Annotated in this window: 16 protein-coding genes and 1 pseudogene; 2 read left to right on the top strand and 15 right to left on the bottom strand. The window is 71.2% G+C overall.

Going from position 1 to position 21,038, the window contains the following annotated elements; translation table 11 throughout:
* From AC156L_RS13005 to AC156L_RS12985, 5 genes are all read right to left on the bottom strand, one after another.
* A partial coding sequence (locus AC156L_RS13005) for a radical SAM protein (RefSeq protein ID WP_484406873.1) occupies nucleotides 1-1,037 on the bottom strand: 1,037 nt, incomplete at its 3' end.
* 34 nt (nucleotides 1,038-1,071) lie between these two features.
* Nucleotides 1,072-1,485 (bottom strand): DoxX family protein, encoded by a 414-nt coding sequence (locus AC156L_RS13000; protein WP_330878717.1) that lies wholly within the window; start codon nucleotides 1,483-1,485, stop codon nucleotides 1,072-1,074.
* A 65-nt stretch (nucleotides 1,486-1,550) separates the two neighbouring features.
* Nucleotides 1,551-2,396, bottom strand: a complete 846-nt coding sequence (locus AC156L_RS12995) for an ABC transporter permease (protein WP_330878716.1) — start codon at nucleotides 2,394-2,396, stop codon at nucleotides 1,551-1,553.
* A 3-nt stretch (nucleotides 2,397-2,399) separates the two neighbouring features.
* Nucleotides 2,400-3,209, bottom strand: coding sequence for an ABC transporter permease (locus AC156L_RS12990; RefSeq protein ID WP_330878715.1), 810 nt, complete (start codon nucleotides 3,207-3,209; stop codon nucleotides 2,400-2,402).
* The gene (locus AC156L_RS12985; protein WP_330878714.1) at nucleotides 3,209-4,144 is read right to left on the bottom strand and encodes an ABC transporter ATP-binding protein; all 936 of its coding nucleotides are present in this window, start codon (nucleotides 4,142-4,144) and stop codon (nucleotides 3,209-3,211) included. Before AC156L_RS12985 ends, AC156L_RS12990 begins: the two co-directional genes overlap by 1 nt.
* Nucleotides 4,145-4,200: 56 nt before the next feature.
* Between AC156L_RS12985 and AC156L_RS12980 the strand changes: the two genes are divergently transcribed.
* Nucleotides 4,201-4,791, top strand: a complete 591-nt coding sequence (locus AC156L_RS12980; protein WP_330878713.1) for a GNAT family N-acetyltransferase — start codon at nucleotides 4,201-4,203, stop codon at nucleotides 4,789-4,791.
* 52 nt (nucleotides 4,792-4,843) lie between these two features.
* Here the strand turns inward: AC156L_RS12980 and AC156L_RS12975 are convergent, their stop codons facing one another.
* A complete protein-coding gene (locus AC156L_RS12975; protein ID WP_330878712.1) occupies nucleotides 4,844-5,158 on the bottom strand; it encodes a hypothetical protein in 315 nt (104 codons plus the stop codon).
* A 356-nt stretch (nucleotides 5,159-5,514) separates the two neighbouring features.
* Complete coding sequence (gene ndk / locus AC156L_RS12970) at nucleotides 5,515-5,925, bottom strand: nucleoside-diphosphate kinase (RefSeq protein WP_330878727.1); 411 nt, start codon at nucleotides 5,923-5,925, stop codon at nucleotides 5,515-5,517.
* Between the two features lie 105 nt (nucleotides 5,926-6,030).
* On the opposite strand from ndk, the gene AC156L_RS12965 reads away from it, so the two are divergent.
* Nucleotides 6,031-6,711, top strand: coding sequence for a hypothetical protein (locus tag AC156L_RS12965; protein WP_330878711.1), 681 nt, complete (start codon nucleotides 6,031-6,033; stop codon nucleotides 6,709-6,711).
* A gap of 105 nt (nucleotides 6,712-6,816) precedes the next feature.
* On the opposite strand, the pseudogene AC156L_RS12960 reads toward AC156L_RS12965, so the two are convergent.
* From AC156L_RS12960 to AC156L_RS12925, 8 genes and pseudogenes are all read right to left on the bottom strand, one after another.
* Nucleotides 6,817-7,080: pseudogene (locus AC156L_RS12960) on the bottom strand (MFS transporter); the annotation flags it as partial.
* Between the two features lie 131 nt (nucleotides 7,081-7,211).
* Nucleotides 7,212-7,694 (bottom strand): MarR family winged helix-turn-helix transcriptional regulator, encoded by a 483-nt coding sequence (locus AC156L_RS12955; protein WP_330878710.1) that lies wholly within the window; start codon nucleotides 7,692-7,694, stop codon nucleotides 7,212-7,214.
* Between the two features lie 278 nt (nucleotides 7,695-7,972).
* A complete protein-coding gene (gene pulA, locus AC156L_RS12950; RefSeq protein WP_330878709.1) occupies nucleotides 7,973-13,519 on the bottom strand; it encodes a pullulanase-type alpha-1,6-glucosidase in 5,547 nt (1,848 codons plus the stop codon).
* A 112-nt stretch (nucleotides 13,520-13,631) separates the two neighbouring features.
* Nucleotides 13,632-14,894 (bottom strand): hypothetical protein, encoded by a 1,263-nt coding sequence (locus AC156L_RS12945; RefSeq protein WP_330878708.1) that lies wholly within the window; start codon nucleotides 14,892-14,894, stop codon nucleotides 13,632-13,634.
* A gap of 142 nt (nucleotides 14,895-15,036) precedes the next feature.
* Nucleotides 15,037-16,560 carry an alkaline phosphatase D family protein gene (locus tag AC156L_RS12940; RefSeq protein ID WP_330878707.1) on the bottom strand — a complete coding sequence of 508 codons (1,524 nt, stop codon included), beginning with the start codon at nucleotides 16,558-16,560 and terminating at the stop codon, nucleotides 15,037-15,039.
* A gap of 63 nt (nucleotides 16,561-16,623) precedes the next feature.
* Nucleotides 16,624-17,013 carry a DUF4233 domain-containing protein gene (locus tag AC156L_RS12935; protein ID WP_330878706.1) on the bottom strand — a complete coding sequence of 130 codons (390 nt, stop codon included), beginning with the start codon at nucleotides 17,011-17,013 and terminating at the stop codon, nucleotides 16,624-16,626.
* Nucleotides 17,010-18,371 carry a bifunctional tetrahydrofolate synthase/dihydrofolate synthase gene (gene folC / locus AC156L_RS12930; RefSeq protein WP_330878705.1) on the bottom strand — a complete coding sequence of 454 codons (1,362 nt, stop codon included), beginning with the start codon at nucleotides 18,369-18,371 and terminating at the stop codon, nucleotides 17,010-17,012. The genes AC156L_RS12935 and folC overlap by 4 nt, the downstream gene beginning before the upstream one ends.
* A complete protein-coding gene (locus AC156L_RS12925) occupies nucleotides 18,368-21,004 on the bottom strand; it encodes a valine--tRNA ligase (protein WP_484406871.1) in 2,637 nt (878 codons plus the stop codon). The genes folC and AC156L_RS12925 overlap by 4 nt, the downstream gene beginning before the upstream one ends.
* Nucleotides 21,005-21,038: the final 34 nt, after the last annotated feature.

Genomic DNA, 21,038 nt, shown 5'->3' with positions numbered 1-21,038 from the left:
GACAGGCCGGTGTTGGTGCCCTCGTACCGGTCCGCGAGGCCCTTCGTGATCTCGGCGATCTCCGAGTGGTCCGCACTGGACAGCGAGAGGAGACCGACCTCCTCGAAGCCACTCGCCTCCAGTCCCTTGTGGACCATGGCGCCGATGCCCTCGATCGACCGCTCACGCACGGGGCGGGTGATCATGCCCGCCTGGCAGAACCGGCAGCCGCGGGTGCAGCCGCGGAAGATCTCGACGCTCATCCGCTCGTGGACGCTCTCGGCGAGCGGCACGAGGGGCTGCTTCGGGTACGGCCACGCGTCCAGGTCCATCGTGGTCCGCTTGAACACCCGGTACGGCACGCGCTCGCGGTTCGGCACCACGCGCTGGATCCGGCCGTCCGGCAGGTACTCCACGTCGTAGAAGCGCGGCACGTACACGCCGCCGGTCTCGGCGAGCCTGGTCAGCACCTCGTCGCGCCCGCCGGGGCTGCCCTCGGCCTTCCACGCGCGGACGATGTCCGTGATCTCCAGGACGGCTTCCTCGCCGTCGCCGAGCACGGCGCAGTCGATGAAGTCCGCGATGGGCTCCGGGTTGAACGCGGCGTGCCCGCCCGACACGACGATCGGGTGCTCGTCGGTGCGGTCCACCGAGTGCAGCGGGATGCCCGCCAGGTCGAGCGCGGTCAGCATGTTCGTGTAGCCCAGCTCCGTGGCGAAGCTGATGCCCATCAGGTCGAACGCGCCGAGCGGGCGGTGCCCGTCGACGGTGAACTGCGGGACGCCGTGCTCGCGCATCAGGGCTTCGAGGTCCGGCCACACCGCGTAGGTGCGCTCGGCGAGCACGTCCGGCAGCTCGTTGAGGATCTCGTACAGGATCATGACGCCCTGGTTGGGCACCCCGACCTCGTACGCGTCCGGGTACATGAGCGCCCAGCGGACGGCCGCGCTGTCCCAGTCCTTGACCGTCGCGTTCAGCTCGCCCCCGACGTACTGCACGGGCTTCGAGACCCTGGGCAGCAGGGGTTCCAACACGGGGAAGACCGACTCGACCGTCACGGGGAACCAGGGTAACGGCATCCATCCGGGGGGACTAACCGAACAGCGGCCCGGTGATCGTCAGGCCCAGGTCCTGGGCGTGCCCGGCGTAGAGGGCGACGAACACCAGCGCGCCGCCCGAGATGGAGACGTTCTTCATGAACTGGGTCATCTCGACCTGCTTGGCCATCGGGTCGGTCTCCTTCCAGAACGCGTGCATCAGGAAGGCCGTGGGCAGCAGGAACGCGACGAGCAGCAGGGCACCGAGGTCGGCCCACACACCGAGCAGGACCATCAGACCGCCCACGACCATGAGCACGCCGGAGGCCAGGGTCATGAGCTTCCCGGACGGGACGCCCTTGGACTCGGCGTAGGCGCCCATGCTCTCGGCCTGGGTGAAGTGGGCCATCGAGGAGCCCAGGAAGATCGCGACGAAGAGGATGCGGCCGATCAGTGCGATGACGTCCATGACGACCTCCGGGAGGGAGCACGCTCGGGGGTCAAGTATTCGACCGGTCCCCCGAACCCGCCACCTCACTTCAGCAGCAGCGTGCCCAACCTCCTGGCGGCCACGACCAGGCCCCCGGCGGCCATGACGGCGAAGTAGGCGACGTTGCCGAGCATGCCCCAGCCGACGATCCCGGTCGTCAGCCCCCGGAGCAGTTCGATCGCGTGGTAGAGCGGCGTCCAGGTGACGACGGTCTGGAGCAGCGGCGGGTAGACCGACAGCGGGAAGAACGTCGTGGAGAAGAGGAACAGCGGCAGCACCGCGAGCTGCACCAGGTCGAAGTCCTGCCAGGAGCGCATGAAGGTCGTCGCGGCCATGCCGACGGCGGCGAACGCGAAGGCGACCAGCAGGCACGCGGGCAGGGCGAGCAGAGCCCACGGCGAGGCGATGAGGCCCATGCCGAGCATGACCGAGAGGAACGCCGCCGAGTACATGCCGCCGCGCAGCAGCGCCCAGGAGATCTCGCCGATCGCGATGTCCAGGGGGCCCATCGGGGTGGCGAGCATGGCGTCGTAGAGCTTGCCGTACTTGAACTTGAAGAAGACGTTGTAGGTCGAGTCGAACACGGCGCCGTTCATCGCGGACGCGGCGAGCAGCGCGGGGGCGACGAACAGCGGGTAGCTGATCAGGTGGCCGCCGGGGCCCTCGACCTCCGACACCAGCCTGCCGAACCCGTACCCCAGCGACAGCAGGAAGAACAGCGGCTCGAAGAAACCGGACACGAACGACAGCCACGCGCGGCGGTACACGAGGAACGCGCGCTCCACGAGCACGCTCGCGCGGCCCGCGTACAGGCCGGGCGGCACGATGCGGAACGCCAGCCCGCCGCCGGGGCGGGGCTCCGCGCTCTTCTGGTCGACCGTCTGCGTCACCGTCTACACCGCCAGCCTGCGTTGGAAGTACCTGCGGCCCAGCACGACCCCGACCGCCGTCAGCGCCACCAGGTACCCGACGTGGCCGAGGGCCGGGAGCAGCCGCAGCGTGCCGAACGTGGCCCCGCGGGCCAGCTCGACGCCGTGCCACACGGGGGTGATCCACGCGACCGGCCGCAGCCACTCGGGCAGCTGCGAGATCGGGAAGAACGCGCCGGTGAACAGCGTCATCGGGATGACCACGAACCGGAACAGGCCGCTGAAGCCCTCGGCGGTCTCGCGCGTCGCGGAGAACGCGACCACGGGCGCGGCGAACGCGAGGCCCGCGAGCACCGCGAACGGCAGCGCCAGCAGCACCCCCGGACCGCTGACCGCGCCGAGCGCCGCCGCGACCGCCAGGAACACCGCAGCACTGCTGACCAGGCGGAACGCGATCCAGGTCAGCTGGGAGTAGCAGATCTGCGCGGGCGTCACCGGTGTCACGACCGCACCCCAGTACGACTTCTGCCAGATGAACGCGGACAGCACCGCGTAGGTCGACTCCCACGTCGCGTTCTGCACCGCCGTCACGACCACCAGCGCGGGCGCGAGGTACACGAGGTAGGTCTGGCCGCCCGTCGCCTCGCCCGGCTGGACCTGCGAGCCGAAGCCGAAGCCCATGGCCACGAGGAACAGCACGGGTTGCAGGAAGCTGGAGATGGCCGTCGCCCGCCAGTTGCGCCGGTACCAGGTCCAGTGCTTCTCGACGCCGATCAGGACCGCGCGCACCGGGTTGAGCACGACGCCGGTGGAGCGGCTCGGGATCGTCTCCATCAGTCCACCAACGTGCGGCCGGTGAGGTGGAGGAAGACGTCCTCCAGCGAGCTGCGGCGCACCAGGCTCGACAGCGGGCGCACGTCCCTCCCGTGCACGGCGTTCAACGCCCCCTCACCGTCCTTCGTGTAGAGCAGCAGCCGGTCCGGCAGCACCTCGATCCGCTCGGCCAGGTCGACCACCGACGGTACGACGGCCTCCTGCTCGCCGGGCGCGAACCGCAGTTCGAGCACCTCGCGGGTCGAGTAGCGGCTGATCAGCTCGCTGGGCGAGCCCTCGGCGGCGATCTTGCCGCCGTCCATGACGACGAGCCGGTCGCAGAGTTGCTCCGCCTCGTCCATGTAGTGCGTGGTGATGATGAGCGTGACGCCGGACTGCTTGAGCCGGAACAGCCGGTCCCACAGCAGGTGGCGGGCCTGCGGGTCGAGGCCCGTCGTCGGCTCGTCGAGCAGCAGCAGGTCGGGGTCGTTGATCAGCGAGCGGGCGATCGTCAGCCTGCGCTTCATGCCGCCCGACAGCGGCTCCACCTCGTGGTCGGCCCGGTCGACGAGCTGCGCGAACTCCAGCAGCTCGGTCGCCTTCCCACGGGCCTCCGCGCGGGAGAGGCCGAAGTACCGGCCGTAGGTCTGGAGGTTCTGCCGCACCGTCAGCTCGGTGTCGAGGTTGTCCGTCTGCGGCACCACCCCGAGCCGCGCGCGGATCAGCGGACCCTGCGTGTTCGGGTCGAGGCCCAGCACCGACAGCTCGCCGCCCGTGCGCGGCGACGTGCAGGAGATCATCCGCATCGTGGACGACTTGCCCGCCCCGTTGGGCCCGAGGAAGCCGAACGCCTCCCCCCGGCGCACCTCCACGTCGATGCCCCGCACCGCCTCGAAGTCGCCGAAGTGCTTGGTCAACCCGTGGGCCCGGACGAGGAGCGGCTCGGCAGTGGTCACGTGATCGACCTTATCCGGGGGGACCGACAATTCCTGAGGGGTTTTAGCCTCACCACGTGGAAATCGACCTGGACTGGCCGAAGGACGCCGACGAGGGGCTGCGGCGCGAGGTGCACGAGGTGCTGCACGCGGTCGTGGCCGCGGGCGGCGCGATCGGCTGGCAGTCACCCCCGGACCGGGCGGGCACCGACGCGTGGCTGGACGACGTGCTGACCCGCGTCCGGGCGGGCGACGCGGCGCTCGCGGTGGCGCGCGTCGACGGCGTCGTGCGGGCGACGGCGTCGTGGCGGCGCGACCCGGCGAAGGTGTTCGAGAACTGCGCCGAGCTGGGCAAGGTCACGGCCCACCCGGCCGCTCGCGGCCTCGGCCTGGGCCGGACCGTGGTGGCGGCGATCGTCGAGAACGCCCGGTCAGCGGGGTTGGAGGTGCTGTACCTGGGCGTGCGCGGCAACAACCTCGGGGCGATCGAGCTGTACGAGGAGCTGGGGTTCCGGGAGTGGGGCAGGCTGCCGAACTCCATCGCGGTCGGCGACCAGCGCTTCGACTCGGTCCGCATGCACCTGCCGCTGGGACACGCGCCGCACGTCGAACTGCGCGGCTCGACGCCGGGCGGCAACGGGTCGTCGTCCCGCAGGCGCGCGCCGTGAGGTGGGACCTCACGGCGTGCGGGGGGCTCGGCGGAGCCGGACCTCTCGACGCTCAGGCCGAGGCGACCACGCACGCGGCGTTGGCGTGGTCCTGCCGCACCCCGAGACCGACGAGACCCGTGCAGCACAGTGCGTGGCCGTAGAAGCTGCCGTCGGCGGCGTTGCGGCACGACGTGCGGACGCCGTCGCCGACCGCGTACCCGCGAGCCCCCAGGTAGGACGCGCAGTCGTCCACGCTGGTGGTGGTCGTGCCGCCGTGGGGGTGGTCGGGCGAGCTCACGGTGTGCGCCACCGCCGGTGCGGTGCCGACCGCGAGAGCGACACCGGTGGTGGCGATCCCCCGAGCCACAGTTCTGAACGCGCGCATGGAACCTCCCCTCGTTCCGCGGTTGCGGTACACCGCTCGTCCACTGGGGAGCGGTGCCACACCGACTGTGTCACGCGAATTCGAGGGACGGGCTGTCTCGCTGTTGTTCACCGCCTTGAGCCGAGGATGAACGAACAATGAGATCCGCCTGAACGACGATGAGGGCCGAACACGCCCGACGGGGCGTCGTCCGCGGTGGACACCTGCCACGACCTCGACGATCGCACCGAACCCGTGACGCCGCCGAACGGCCCCGGCACAGCGCGCACCCGTGAACCACGGCGTCGGAACGCGAAGTGGCCGCGCGGCACGACGGCCCGGACCGCAATGCGGTCCGGGCCGTCGGAGCGATCAGCTCAGAGAGCCGGGAACCAGAGCTTGATCTCGCGCTCGGCCGACTCGGGCGAATCGGAGCCGTGCACGAGGTTGAACTGGACCTCCAGGCCGAAGTCGCCGCGGATCGTGCCCGGCGTGGCCTTCTCGACCGGGTCGGTGCCGCCGGCGAGCTGGCGGAACGCCGAGATCGCGCGGGTGCCCTCGACGACGATCGCGACCAGCGGGCCGCCGGTGATGAACTCGACGAGGTCGCCGAAGAACGGCTTGCCGTCGTGCTCGGCGTAGTGCTGCTCGGCGGTGGCGCGGTCGACGGTCCGCAGCTCGAGTGCGGCCAGGCTCAGGCCCTTGCGCTCGATGCGGGCGATCACCTCGCCGACGAGACCACGGCTGACGCCATCGGGCTTGACCAGGACCAGGGTGCGCTCAGACACGGCCGTCTGTACTCCTTCGTACGGGGAATGGCCGAACCCGTGACACGGGGGCCACGCACAGGGTAGCGACCGGTCTCCGCGCGTCCCGATGGGATAGTGCTCGCCGTGACGACCGAGCCGGAGAAGACCGAGCCCGCCAAGAGCCACGCGGGCTCGGTGCTGACCAGTGCCGCCGTGCTGTTCGTGCTGCTGAGGCTGCTGGCCGTGTCGCACTACGACTGGCACACCTGTTTCGCGCTCCTGCACACCCTCGACCTCGACGACGCGCCCGGCCTGTTCCTCGGCACGTTCATGGCGGACACGCGGATCAGCAGCGTGCTGCTGATCCTGGCGCTGCCGTTCACCTTCCTGTACCTGGTGGCGAACCGCGCGGACGGCAAGCGGATGCGCTTCGGCGGGGCGCTGCTCATGGTCGTGCTGGTGGCGCTGCTGGTCTCGCACGTGAAGACCTACCACCGCTGGTGGGTGCCCGTCGGGGCGGTCGCGCTGGCCGCCGTGCTGGTGCTGCTGGAACGGGCGCACCGGCACCCGCGGCTGCGCGACCCGATCACGTTCCTGCTGCGCCGGTCCGGTGTCCTGGTGGTCGTGACCGCCCTGACCACGGCCGCCGTGGTCGCGACGCCGTGGGTGCCGCTGGAGCGCGTCGAGACGACCAGCGGCACCCGCGAGTACTACGTCGTGGACACGCCTCCCGGCTTCCTGAAGGTGATCGGCGCCGCGGACCGGAAGTTCGAGATCGTCCGCGACGACGAGGTCCTCTCCCGCGAGGAGCTGACCGAGCACTAGCTGGTGGAAGGCCACCGGCCGCGGCGCGTCGGCGGTGACCGCGACGGGGCGGACGACCGTCACGGCGATGACCAGCGCCACGGCCGTGGACAGCGCGCCGCCGACCCCCTGCACGAAGCGGGCGACGACGAGCATCTCGGGCGTCGTCGAGAGGCCGCGGAGCAGGGACGCGGCGGTGAACACGACCAGGCCGAGCACGAACACGCGCTGGTGGCCGATCAGGTCGCCGAGGCGGCCCGCGAGCAGCAGCAGACCGCCGAAGGCGATCAGGGCGTTCACGATCCACGCGAGCCCGGCGGAGGTGAAGCCGAGGTCGGCCTGGACCGCGGGCAACGCCACGTTCACGATCGTCTGGTCCAGCACGGTCATCAGCATTCCGGAGCGCAGGACGACGAGCGCGAGCCATCTCGGGTCAACCGGGTCGTCGGGTGGTGCCGGTCATGGGTGGGTCCCCTGGTCCGCCAGAAGCGACCGCAGCAGATAGTTCCGAACAGGACTATCTACTGATGAACCACAGACTTCACCGCACGCCGCCGCGGCGGGTTGTCGCACTCCACCTTCTCCGCCAACCGACCCCCGACCAGCGCCGACAGCGCGTCGACCAGCACATCGGCCTGCCCGGCGGGCAACGACCCCAGCACGTCGGCGTACAGCTCCTCGACCACCCGGCGGGCCTTGTCCACGACCTCGCGCCCCTCGTCGGTCACCACGATGATCCGCGCGCGCCGGTCCGTGCTCGACAGCCGCCGCTCGGCCAGCCCGGCCTTCTCCAGGGCGTCCATCGTCACGACCATCGTGGTCTTGTCGAGGTTCGACAGCTCGGCCAGCTCGCTCTGGGTGCGCTCCCCCGTGAGCGCGTTGGTCAGCACGCACTGGGCGCGCGGCGTGACACCGACCGCCGCGAGCCGCGCCGCCAACTCGGTCTCCAGCGCGTGACCGGTGACCTTCAGCAGCATGAGGAGGTCGACGTTCTTCGAGGTCATGCCCTTATCGTACGCCTAATCGTCCAGAGCGGAACTATTCGCGGACGGAACGTTCTGACGACCATCGGTTTCAGCGGTGGTCCGCACGGCACTGCCCGGCCAGGAACGCGGCAGGCCGGGGCGGCGCGGGTGGAGTTGTCGGGATCCGGCGCGGTCCCACGGTCGTCCACGCGGGTGGACCGCGTGGACACCTCCGCGCGGTCCACCTCGTCACCGGGGTGGCGACCCGACTCCCCCCGAACTCCCCACCCTCACCGGACCGCAGGTCAACAGGGGTTTCACCGCACCAGCACCACCACCGACCGGCCGGGCACCGTGGCCGTGCCGCCGCTGATCCCGGTGGACTTCGCGTCCGTGCTCAGCGGGTGCGCGGACCAGTCCGCGCCGGGCAGCGCGATCGGCCGGGGCGCGGGGTACGGGTTGACGATCACCAGGACGCCTCGGCGGGCCGGGTCGACGTCCGGGCCCGCGGTGTCGTCGAGGTGGGCCACCACGATGCCGGGGTCGGCCGCCGGGAAGCTCAGCTTCCGCTGGACGAGAGCGGCGTCGTTGAGCGTGAACAGCGGCGAGGACTTGCGGACGCGCAGCAGTTCCAGGGTGTTGTCGAGCGCGGTGCGCTGGTCCGCCGGCGACGGGCGCAGCGCCGGGTCCGCCAGCAGCGGCTGGGAGTACGGCCACTTGGCCTCGTTGTCCGGCGCGGGCGGCAGGCCCGCGCCGAAGCCGTTGCCGCGCAGCGACGGGTCGTAGCGGTTGAACCAGTCGCCGGAGTCGTAGCTGTTGCGGTCCAACGACTTCGACCGCAGGAACTCGCTGCCCGCCAGCATGAACGGCTGCCCCTGGCCGAGCAGGACCGGCGCCTGGGCGACGTTCTGCATGCGGACGCGGTCGGCCATCGATGTGGTCGGCGGCAGCTTGAACGCGAGCGCGTCGTACAGGGTCTCGTTGTCGTGCGCGTCGACGTAGGTGATGGCCTCCGACGGCGAGGCCGTGTAGCCGGCGGGCGAGCCGTTGTAGTCCACCTGGCGGCCGGTGGTGTCCGGGCCGGCGGTGGAGCGGAACCGGAAGTCGGCCGCGTTGCCCGCCATGCCGAGCTTCACCAGGTCGCTGTAGTTCAGCAGCCTGGCGGGCACGTCGCCGTTGTTCGGCGAGGCGTTCAGGTCACCGGCGAGACCGGAGCCGAGGCCCTGCACGCGCGGGTCGTCGTCGAACGGGCCACCGCCGCGCATCGCGTCGCGCAGGCGGTCGCTGAACGTGCCGATGCCGGTGCCCGCCATGTTCGCCTGCGTGGCCTGCACGAACCGCGCGTCGCCCGCGACCTCGCCGAAGTCCCAGCCCTCGCCGTAGACGCGGATCTTCTTGCCGTCCACGCCGTCGCGGGCGACGGTCAGCGCGTCCAGGGCGGCCCGCACGGCGAGGATGTTGTCCTTCGGGTGGTGGCCCATCAGGTCGAAGCGGAACCCGTCCACCTTGTACAGCCTGGCCCACCGCACGACGGAGTCGACGACGAGCTTGCCCATCATCGCGTTCTCCGGCGCGGTGTTCGAGCAGCACGTGGAGTTCGCGATCGAGCCGTCGGCGTCGAGGCGCTGGTAGTAGCCGGGCACGACCTTGTCCAGCACGGACGCCGCCGCGTCACCGGCGGCGGCCGTGTGGTTGTACACGACATCGACCACGACCCGGTTGCCGTTGTCGTGCAACGACTTCACCATCTCGCGGTACTGCTTCGACCGGGCCCAGCCGGTCTGCGCGTCGGCCGTCGCGTACGAGCCCTCGGGCACGTCGTAGTGGAACGGGTCGTAGCCCCAGTTGAAGCCGTCGCGGGCGGCGGTCGCGGCCACGCACCCCTGCTGCGCCGGGGAGTCCGGCGGCAGCGAGGCCAGGTCGCACGCGGGGGCCTGCTGGTCGGCGCGGCGCTCGGGGATGGTGGCGATGTCGAACGTCGGCAGCAGGTGCACGGTGTCCATGCCCGCCTTCGCCAGCTCCCGCAGGTGCGTCATGCCGGTCGACCGCGCGTGGGTGAACGCCTTGTACGTGCCGCGCGCGTCGGACGGGACGGTCTGGTCGCCGATGGAGAAGTCCCGCACGTGCAGTTCGGTGATGCCGTGCTCGGTCGGGTCGCCGTCCAGCCCCTTGGCGACGTCGCGGGTCCAGTTGGCGGGCATGGTGCGCGGGTCGGCCAGGTCGGCGAACTGCGAGTGCGTCGAGTCCACCGACAGCGCCACCGAGTACGGGTCGGTCACCACGACCGTGCGGCGGGCGTCGGTCACCTCGAACTGGTAGTAGCGGTCCTTCCAGTCCCCGGACAGCGACCACGAGCCGGACGCGGCGTCGCGGCGCAGGTCCAGCACGCGGGTCGGCTCGCCGGACGGGGTGTTGAACAGCCGCAGCCTCACGGACCTCGCCGTCGGCGCCCACAGCCGCACGCTCGCCCTGCCGTTCGCGAACGTCGGCCCGTAGGTCAGCTTCGAGGCCTCGGCGGCGTACCGGTCGTCCAGCACGCCCGCGATCTGCACGCCGGTCCGGTGCCGGATCGCGCCGGAGGGGTCGACGTGCACGGCCGAGAGCTGCTCGCGCACCGCGCTGTCCACATCGGACGACAGCACCCGGAACACCGGTTTCCCGGCGAGGTGCGGGAACTTCGCGGGCACGGGCGTCGCGTCGGGCACCATCCGGGACTGGCGGTCGCCGTAGCGGAGCTGGTAGCCGTCGGTCGAGACCGCGGGCACGTCCCAGACCACGAGGTCCTCGCCGACCCAGACGGCCTTGGACTTGGTCAGGTCGTCGTCCGCGGCGGGCGCGGTGGACGGGGGCAGCACGTAGGAGGCGGAGCCGTCCGCCTTGGCCGAGCCGGACACGAACCACACCTCGTTCCCGGTGCCCGCCACGTCCAGGAACTGGTCCGCTCCGGGGTCCTTGGTGTCACCGCGGTGGATGATGTTGCTCAGGCCGGGCGCTCCCGGCGCCAGCGGGACCGACCAGTACGCGCCGAACCCGTCCGACCCGTCCGGCACCCGCGACTGGTTCCAGCCGGGGCTCGGCTCCAGCGACCCCGTCCAGTGGTACAGCGTCCAGTCGGTGTAGTCGCCGTCCGGCCGGTGGTAGTGGATGACGGCCCGGTTCTCGGCCGCGGCGAGCGAGGTGAACACCCTGCCGCCGCTGACCCAGACCGAACCGGCGTTGCGGCCGGTGACCTCGGTGGTCCCGTTCCGGACCAGGGAGAACTCGACCGGGGCGGTGGCCGGGATGCGCGCGACGCCACCCTCGAACGGCGTGTCGACGCCTCCGACCCGCGCGACGAGCCCCGTGGTGTCGCCGGAGTGGTGGACGACGGCCTGTCCGGTCGCGGCGACCTCCGAGGAGAACACGGTCGGCCTCCCCTGCCCGAGCCACACCTGCGGCGTCACGCCGGGGTCGACGACCCGGTCCCCGTCGGTGTCCTTCTCGTCGCCCTTGTGCGCGATGAACCCGACCGACCGCGCGCCGGGCTTGAGCTTCACCCACGCGAACCGGCCGTACCCGGTCTCCCCGGCGAACGGCAGGGGCGCGTCCCAGGTCGGCGCGTCCACGACGTCGCCCCACACGTGCAGGCCCCAGCCGTCGTAGTCGCCCGCGGGCCGGTTGTAGTGCACGACCAGCCAGTCAGGGCTCTGCGCGCCACCGGGTTCCTCCAGGGGCGGCGCGGCGGCCAGCGTCACGGTCGCGCCGTCGGCACCGAGCCGTCCGGCGGCGTCCTCGGTGACGACCCGCAGCTCCACCTCCTTGCCCACGGCCGCGCCCGGCAGCGTCGAGAGGTCCGCGAACACCCGGTACGGCGCAGCGTCGTCGGTGCCGAGCGCCGTCCACTCCCGCGAGCCCTCGACCTTGGCGGCGAAGCTGGCCTGCGCGAACGGCGACGTGATCCCGTCGGCCCTCAGCTCGACCCGCTGGTCGAGCACGGTTCCGACCGGCGGCGCGACCAGCGTCGGGGTCGACGCCGAGGCGGGGAGCCTCCCGGTCGCCTTGAGCACCAGCGCGGACAGCGGCGGCACGGTCACCCGCACCTTGCCGTCCACCCGCGTCGGGCCCGCGCCGGTCGTGGGCCACACCGCGCGGAACGCCGAGGCGGCCACCGGCACGTCCACGGTCGTCTCGGCGAGCCCGGCGTTCGCGACCACCACGTGCTCGGTCTGCTCGGCGGCGGCGATGCGGCTGAACGCCACCACGTCGCCCTCGGCGTACCGGAGCACCTGGTTGCCGCCGCGCCACACCGGGTCGCCGTCGACGAACTCCGCCAGCGACGCCAGCTGCCGGTAGAGCGGCGAGTCGGTGCGGAAGTTGTCCTGCGCGCCCGTGCGGTCGCTGCCGATCAGCTCCTCCGCCGCGTACTCCGGGGTCTTGCTGGCGAACAGGTCCTGCCGGGCGAGCTTGTCACCGCCGCCGCCCGCGAAGCCCTGCTCGTCGCCGTAGTAGACGACGGGGTTGCCGCGCCACAGGTACATCAGCGCGTTGCCGAGTTCGAGCCGGTCGAGCAGCTCCTCCTCGCCGACGCCCGGCCGTTCGGTGCGCAGCATCCACGCGACCCGGCCCATGTCGTGGTTGCCGAGGAAGGTGGGCAGCGAGGAGGCGTTGGAGTCGGCGTCGGTGTACTGGTCGTCGGCCAGCAGCACCTCGCCGAGCCGTGCGGCGCCCTTGCCCGCCAGGAAGTTCACCGCGCCGCTCTGGAACGGGAAGTCCAGGCTCGCCTGCATCCCGCCGGTCGTGGTGTAGGCCGAGGTCAGCGCCGGGTCGGAGCTGAAGACCTCGCCGAACACGAAGAAGTCGTCCTTGCCCTTGCGGGCGGCGTAGGCCTTCACGTGCGGCGCGAGCGCCTGCCAGAACTCCATGTTGACGTGCTTGACCGTGTCGACCCGGTAGCCGTCGATGTCGAGGGTGTCGATCCAGCTGGTGAAGATGTCCTTCATGCCGTTGACGACCCTCGGGTTCTCCGTCATCAGGTCGTCGAGACCGGAGAAGTCGCCGTACTCGCTGGACTCGCCGCTGAACGTCGAGTCGCCGCGGTTGTGGTAGAGCGTCGGGTCGTTGAGCCAGTCCGGGGTCTTGCGCACGCCCGGCTTCGCGACCGGCGTGTACGGGAAGGACCTCGCGGCGTCCAGCTCGGGGAAGTCCTCGGAGCCTGCGAGCGCCTTGATGTCGACCGGCCTGCCGTCCTCGTCCAGGTAGGGCGCGGCCCCGGTGCTCACGTACTCGCGCTTGCCCTCGGCGTAGTCGATCACGTCGGCGGTGTGGTTGGCGACGATGTCGAAGAACACCTTGATGCCACGCCGGTGCGCGTCCTTGATCAGCTGCTTCATCTCCCGCGTCGTCCCGAAGTGCGGGTCGAGCCGGGTGAAGTCGGTGGTCCAGTAGCCGTGGTACCCGGCGGAGGCGTCGGCGCCGCCGCCCTGCACCCACTGGTTCGCGAACATCGGGGTCATCCAGATCGCGGTGATCCCCATGCCGTCCAGGTAGCCCAGCTTGTCGCGCAGTCCGGCCAGGTCACCGCCGTGGTAGAAGCCCTTGTCGGACGGGTCGAAGCCCGACTTCAACCGGTCGTCCGGCTGTCCCGCGCGGTCGTTGCGCGGGTCGCCGTTCGCGAACCGGTCGGGCATGACGAAGTAGAACCGCTCCCCCGCCAGGTCGTCCCGCAAGGCGTTGCGCGCGAGCCGCTGATCACCGCTCCGAACGCCCGCCGCGACGTCCCCCACTGCTCCGATCGCCAACCGGGACACCGCGGGCGCCGCGGCGGAAACCACCGGCACCAACGGGATGAGCAGCAACGACACCAGTGCAGCGAAGACGCGGCGCACGGCGACCTCCTTGTCGCAAGAACTTGCAAGCGCCCGGACAAAAGCCGAGCGACTGCACCTCACCACGACAGGATTGGTCCAACAAGCGCCGATGGGCTGCAAATACTTGCGACTACGGGATCGGACCGAACGACAGGGCCAGCCGCGACGGGTGGACGTCCCACGTGGTCGTGGCGTACATGGCGAGCAGGCCACCACCGCGAATGGTCTCCGGGGTCGCCGGGCCGCTCATGGTCTGACCGGTCGCGGCCTCGTGGACCAGCTGGTCGTGCCAGATCGGCGCCTCGTCCGGCACCGGGGACGTCTCGACGACCGAGATCCGCTGGCCGTTGTGCTGCCGCACGACCATCAGCACGTACGGCTTCTCGCGGTGGGTGATGCCGCCCGCCTCGACGGCGACGTACTCGCCGCGGTCCGCCGCCGCCTCCGAGGCCAGGCCGACCCAGCGGAACGCCTCCAGCACCGTCTCGGCGGTCACCGCCGCACGGGCCTCGCCCTCGGCGACCCGCACCAGCGGCGTCGCCGAACCGGACACGCCGCCGCTGTCGTCGCGGTAGCGGTCGGTGAGCATGATCGTGGAACTGGCCGGGTCGAGCGCGACGAGGTCGCGGAACCTGTTCTCCAGGACCGGGGTGCGGGCCAGCGCCCCCTTGCCCAGGGTGTTCAGCACGGTGCCGGGGTCGCTCATCCGCCAGTAGCTGACGTCGTCGTCGTCCATCCACAGCGGCAGGTAGCCGCCGATCGGCAGACCGGGCACGACGGTCGTCAGCGTGGCGCCGACCTCCGGTGACGGCGCGAAGTCCGGCAGCGCGGCGAAGCGCGGGTCGACGTGACCGGTCCGCGCAACGTGGTGCGCCCACGCGCGGGCGCGCGACAGCGGGTGCTGCGGGAACTGCGCGTCCCAGCGCGGGTCGTCGCCGACGTGGAACGGCAGCTTCCCCTGCACGTCGACCGCGTACGGGTGCGGCTGGAACCAGTTGTCGAACCCGACCTGCGACATGAGCACCGATTCGCGCACACCGGTCACGCCCTGCTCGACGGCCTGGAACTTCAGCACCGCGCTCGCGTTCGCCCTGGGCACCGTGAACGAGGCGAGGAACGCCTGCCCGCTCGGCTGGTTCGGGATGGGCAGCTTCACGATCTGGAGCAGCGCGGGCACCTGTCCCAGGTGGACGACGTGCGCCTCGACCAAGCAGCCCACCTCGCTGGTCAGGTGCGCGAGCCCGTGCCGCAGCGACGTGACGTCGTCGAGCGCGGCGGGCAGGTCGGGCACCTGTTCGAAGTAGCTCAGGCTCACCTGGTCGTTCGTCGAGGGGTTGAACCAGGTGGTCTGGTCGTGCTGCTGAAAACCGGTGGTGTCGAACGCGATGGGCACCCGAACACCCTATGTGCCCGCTCCGGGAAGGGGCAGGGGTTCAGCCCACGAGGATCGCCTTCCCGTTGGGGCGGTGCGGTTTTCGTGAAATCGACACCGAAGGTCCGTGCAACCGGTGGACAACCCCCGGATCACGTGCTGATCAGCGGGGGGACAGGGTCTTCGTCCACAGGGAACGTCCGGTGGCGTCCCTCAGCCACACCGTGAACTCACCGCTGCGGCCGTCGACGGCGACCTCCCCGAAGTGCTGGAACCCGTCCAGCGGTGAGGTGTTCGCGGACGGGGGCGCGTGCACGAACACGGCCTCGGGCCCGAACGTGGGGTCGAGCGCGTTGGGACCGAACGCCCCCGCGTGCAGAGGACCGGACACGAACTCCCAGAACGGGTCGAAGTCGCCGACGGCGGCGCGGTCCGGCGAGTAGTGGTGGGCGGCGGTGTAGTGCACGTCCGCGGTCAGCCACACGACGTTGCGCACCCCGCGCCGCTTGACCTCCCGCAGCACACCGGCGAGTTCGTGCTCACGGCCGCCGGGCGCGCCGGGCAGGCCGTTGGCGACGCCCTCGACGTCGACGCCGTCCGGCACGGTCAGCCCGATCGGCAGGTCCGCGGCCACGACCTTCCACGTCGCCCGGCTGCGGGCCAGCGAGTCGACCAGCCACCGCGCCTGGCGTTCGCCGAGGACGTGGCCGACGCCGTCGCGGGGCGCGGTGTTCGCGTCCTTGTAGCTGCGCATGTCCAGCACGAACACCTCGACGTGCGCGCCGTGGGAGAACTTCCGGTACACGCGGCCGTCGACGGCGCGGCGGGGGTCGATCGGCTGCCACTCGTGGAACGCCCGGAACGCCCGCGCGGCCAGCACGTCGACCCGCTTCTCGGTGTACTGCGGCAGGTCGAGGACCTCGCCGGGGTACCAGTTGTTGGTGACCTCGTGGTCGTCCCACTGCACCACGACCGGCACCCGCGCGGCGAACTCCCGGAACGCCGGGTCGAGCAGGTTGTAGGCGAACTGGCCGCGGTACTCGTCGAGCGTCTCGGCGACCTTGGACTTCTCCGGGGTCACGACGTTGCGCCAGACCCGGCCGTCGGGCAGCACGACCCGCGGGAGCAGCGGGCCGTCGGAGTACACGGTGTCGCCGCTGTGCAGGAAGAAGTCGGGGTCGCGCGCGGCCATCGCGCCGAAGATCGGCATCCCGCCGAGGTCGGGGTTGCTGCCCCACCCCTGGCCCGCGACGTCGCCGGACCAGGTGAAGCGCACGTCCTGGCGGCCGACGGGCGCGGTGCGGAACGAGCCCGTCACGGCTTCACCGCGCGCGCGGCCGTCCAGGTCCTCGGCGACGACCCGGTAGTGCACCTGGCGGCCAGCCGGGAGGTGGCCGAGCCGCAGCTTGCCGGTGCCGCCGGTGTCCGGGGTCAGCAGCGGCCCGCGCACGCGCCGGGAGTGCCGGAACGACGGGTCGGTGGCCACCTCGACGACCATGCGCGACGGCCGGTCGGCCCGCGTCCACACCACGGCGCCGTCGGTGGTCACGTCGCCGGACTGCACACCGTGCGTCAGGACCGGCCTGCCCGTCCGCGCCAGCGCCGCACCGGGCAGGAACACACCCGCGACACCGAGTCCACCGGCGCGCAGCAGCGTCCGCCGGTTCACCGCCCGCTCATCGGTCATGCCGGTGTTCTAGCCCGTCAACACCGCCGGCGGCCGAACACCGGCTGACCGCCGGGTGAACCCTCAGACCTGCTGGCTCGGCAGGCGGCCTTCGGCCATGCGCTTGGCGAGGTCGCGGCGCATCCAGAACACGCACGCCCACACGAGGCTGAACACGACGCCGACGGCGCCGAGGGCGGTGAGGGCGAACCACGACGCGACCATCACGACGTGCAGTCCGACGATCAGCCAGAAGCTCCAGGGGTGCTTGAGCAGCGCGCACGTGGCGATGAGGCCCGCGATCAGGACGAACGCCAGCACGCCCGCCGCCGTGCTGAAGCCGCCGCCGAGCTTGGCGATCACCGGCAGCGCCAGCGCGACCACGATCACCTCGATGATCAGCGTGCCCGCGGTGATGCCGCGGAACGCCTTCATCGGGTCCTTCGGCGGGGGCTTCACCGGTGGGGTGGTCATGACGGCTCCTTGCCGAACAGCGCGCGGGCTTCACCGGCCGTGACGACGGACCCGGTGACGATCACTCCGCCTCCGGACACCACGCCCTCCTCGTCGTCCTCCTCGGTGCGCATGACGGCCTCCTCCACGGCGTCGGCGAGCGAGGGCTGGACGAACACCCGCTCCTCGCCGAACACCTCCATCGCGAGGTCGCCCAGCGTGTCCGCGTCCATCGCGCGCGGCGAGGAGTTGCTGGTCACCACGATCTCGGCGACCACCGGCTCCAGCGCCGCGAGGATGCCCGCCGCGTCCTTGTCGTCCATCACGCCGACGACGGCGACGAGCTTGCGGAAGCCGAACTCGTCGCGCAGCGCGGCGGCGAGGGCCGCCGCGCCGTGCGGGTTGTGCGCGGCGTCGACCAGGACGGTCGGCGCGGAGCGCACGCGCTCCAGCCTGCCGGGCGAGGTGACGGAGGCGAACGCCTCGCGGACGGCCTCGACGTCGAGCGGCTGGTCCTTGCCGGCGCCGAAGAACGCCTCGACCGCGGCGAGCGCCAGCGACGCGTTGGACGCCTGGTGCGCGCCGTGCAGCGGCAGGAACACCTCGTCGTAGACACCGCCGAGGCCCTGGAGCTTCAGCACCTGCCCGCCGACGGCCACGGCTTGGTCCAGGACCCCGAACTCCAGGCCCTGACGGGCGACCATGGCGTCCACCTCGGTCGCCCGTTCGATCAGGATCCGGGCGACCTCGTTGGTCTGCTCGGCGAGGATGGCGACGGAGCCGGGCTTGATGATCCCGGCCTTCTCCCGCGCGATGCCCTCGACGTCCGGGCCGAGGTACTCGACGTGGTCGACGCCGATCGGGGTGACCACGGCGATCCGGCCGTCCGCGACGTTGGTCGCGTCCCAGGCCCCGCCCAGGCCGACCTCGACGATCGCGGCCTCCACCGGGGCGTCCGCGAACGCCGCGAACGCCATGCCGGTGAGGACCTCGAACTTGCTCAGCGGCACGTCCTGCTGACCGTCAACCAGGGACAGGTACGGCTCGACGTCCCGGTACACCTCGACGTACCGCTCCGGCGAGATCGGCTCGCCGTCGACGCTGATCCGCTCGGTCGCGAGCTGGAGGTGCGGGCTCGTGTAGCGGCCCGTGCGCAGCCCGATGCGCGTCAGCAGCGCGTCGACCATCCGCGACGTCGACGTCTTCCCGTTGGTCCCGGTGATGTGGATGACCGGGTAGGAGTGCTGGGGGTCGCCCAGCACGTGCGTCAGCGCCCGGATGCGGTCCAGCGACGGCTCGATCTTCGTCTCCGGCCAGCGCTTGTTCAGCTCCGACTCGACGGCCCGGAGCGCGTCCAGGGCCGCCGGGTCGGAACTCACTTCGCCTCCGGCAGAGCCGCGATGCGCGCGTTCAGGCGTTCGATGTCGGCGTTCGCGGCCGCCAGGCGGGCCTGGATCTTGGCCACGACGTCGGCGGGCGCCTTGTCGGTGAACGCGGGGTTGTTCAGCTTGCCCTCGCACTGCGCGCGTTCCTTCTCCGCGACCGCGAGGTCCTTGGTCATCCGCTTGCGCTCGGCGACCACGTCGATCGTGCCGGACGTGTCCAGCTCGACCGTCACGGTGCCCTTGGGCAGGCCGACCTCCAGCGACGCGGACACGGCGAAGTCGTCGCCGGGCTCGGTCATCCTGGTCAGCGCCTTGACCGACGGCACCTGGTCGACCAGGTCGACGCAGCACGCGCCGCGCACCTTGCCCGCGACCTTCTGCGTCGGGCGCAGGCCCTGGTCGGAGCGGAAGCGGCGGATCTCGGTGACGAGCTTCTTGAGCCCCTCCACCCTGGCGGCGGCGGTCTCGTCGCGCTCGGCGCCGGACGGCTTCGGCCACTCGCTGATCACCAGCGACTCACCGCCGGTCAGCGTCTTCCACAGCGTCTCGGTGATGAACGGCGTCAACGGGTGCAGCAGCCGCAGCACGACGTCGAGCACGTGCCCGAGCACGGACCGGGTCGCCTCGGCGCGCTCGCCGCCCTCGGCGATCTGGACCTTCGCCAGCTCCAGGTACCAGTCGCAGAACTCGTCCCAGGTGAAGTGGTAGAGCGCCTCGGACAGCTTGGCGAACTGGAACGCCTCGAACTGCGCGTCCACATCGGACACCAGCTGGTCGAGCAGGTCCAGGATCCAGCGGTCCGCGTCGGTCAGCGCGTCGCGGGCGGGCAGCGGTCGCTCGACCGTGGCGCCGTTGGAGAGCGCGAACCTCGTGGCGTTCCACAGCTTCGTGGTGAAGTTGCGGGCGCCCGCGGCCCACTCCTCGGCGACGGCGAGGTCCGAGCCGGGGTTCGCGCCGCGCAGCAGCGTGAACCGGGTGGCGTCGGCGCCGTAGCTGTCGATCCAGTTGAGCGGGTCGATGCCGTTGCCGCGCGACTTGGACATCTTCTTGCCGTTGGCGTCGCGGATCAGGCCGTGCAGGTAGACGTGGTCGAAGGGCTGGACCCCGTCCATCGCGTACAGGCCGAACATCATCATCCTGGTGACCCAGAAGAAGAGGATGTCGTAGCCCGTGGACAGCACCGAGGTCGGGTAGAACTTCGCCAGGTCGGCGGTCTCCTCCGGCCAGCCCAGCGTGGAGAACGGCCAGAGGCCGGAGGAGAACCACGTGTCGAGCACGTCGTCGTCCTGGCGCCAGCCGTCGCCGGACGGCGGCTGCTCGTCCGGTCCGACGCAGACGACCTCGCCCGCCGGGCCGTACCAGACCGGGATGCGGTGGCCCCACCAGAGCTGGCGCGAGATGCACCAGTCGTGCAGGTTGTCGACCCAGTCGAAGTAGCGCTTGGTCAGCTCGGCCGGGTGCACGGTGGTGCGGCCGTCGCGGACCGCGTCGCCCGCGGCCTTGGCGATCGTCTCGACCTTGACCCACCACTGGAGCGACAGGCGCGGCTCGACGACCGTGCCGCAGCGCTCGCAGTGGCCGACGGAGTGCACGTACGGGCGCTTCTCGGCGACGATCCGGCCCTGGTCGCGCAGCGCGGCGACGATGGCGGGGCGCGCCTCGAAGCGGTCGAGGCCCTCGAACGGCCCGTTCGCGGTGACCACGCCGCGACCGTCCATGATCGTGAGGTTCGGCAGGCCGTGGCGCTGGCCGATCTCGAAGTCGTTCGGGTCGTGCGCGGGCGTCACCTTGACGGCGCCGGTGCCGAACTTCGGGTCGACGTGCTCGTCGGCGACGATCGGCACGCGGCGGCCGGTCAGCGGCACCTCGACCTCGGTGCCGATCAGGTGCTGGTACCGCTCGTCGTCCGGGTGCACGGCCACGGCGGTGTCGCCGAGCATCGTCTCGGCGCGCGTGGTCGCGACGACGATGGAGTTCGCGCCCTCGCCGTAGCGGATGGAGACGAGTTCACCGTCGTCGTCGGAGTGCTCGACCTCGATGTCCGACAGGGCCGTCTGGCAGCGCGGGCACCAGTTGATGATGCGCTCGGCGCGGTAGATCAGACCGTCGTCGAACATCCTCTTGAAGATCGTCTGGACGGCGCGGGACAGGCCCTCGTCCATGGTGAACCGCTCGCGGCTCCAGTCGATGCCGTCGCCGAGGCGGCGCATCTGGTCGAGGATCTTGCCGCCGTACTCGTCCTTCCACTCCCACACGCGCTCGACGAACTTCTCGCGGCCGAGGTCGTTGCGGGAGAGGCCGTTGTTGGCGAGGTCGCGTTCCACGGCGTTCTGCGTCGCGATGCCCGCGTGGTCCATGCCGGGCAGCCACAGGACCTCGTACCCCTGCATCCGACGCCTGCGGGTGAGCGCGTCCATGACGCTGTGGTTGAGCGCGTGGCCCATGTGGAGGCTGCCGGTGACGTTCGGCGGGGGCAGCACGATCGTGAACGGCGGCTTGTCGCTGCTCACGTCGGCGGTGAAGTAGCCGTGGTCGACCCAGCCCTGGTACAGCCCCGCCTCTACCTCGGACGGCTGCCACGCCGCGGGGAGTTCGGGACGCTGTGGAGTGGTGCTGGATTCGGTCACACCATGAGTCTACGAACCCTTCGCTATCGACTTC

It is taken from the genome of Umezawaea sp. (assembly GCF_057122925.1).
This window is presented reverse-complemented; position numbering and strand designations above follow the sequence as displayed.

Coding starts and splice junctions, on each gene's coding strand:
- AC156L_RS13000 (WP_330878717.1), bottom strand. CDS start 1,485: ATGGACGTCATCGCACTGATCGGCCGCATCCTCTTCGTCGCGATCTTC.
- AC156L_RS12990 (WP_330878715.1), bottom strand. CDS start 3,209: ATGGAGACGATCCCGAGCCGCTCCACCGGCGTCGTGCTCAACCCGGTG.
- AC156L_RS12975 (WP_330878712.1), bottom strand. CDS start 5,158: ATGCGCGCGTTCAGAACTGTGGCTCGGGGGATCGCCACCACCGGTGTC.
- AC156L_RS12955 (WP_330878710.1), bottom strand. CDS start 7,694: ATGACCTCGAAGAACGTCGACCTCCTCATGCTGCTGAAGGTCACCGGT.
- AC156L_RS12940 (WP_330878707.1), bottom strand. CDS start 16,560: ATGACCGATGAGCGGGCGGTGAACCGGCGGACGCTGCTGCGCGCCGGT.
- AC156L_RS12935 (WP_330878706.1), bottom strand. CDS start 17,013: ATGACCACCCCACCGGTGAAGCCCCCGCCGAAGGACCCGATGAAGGCG.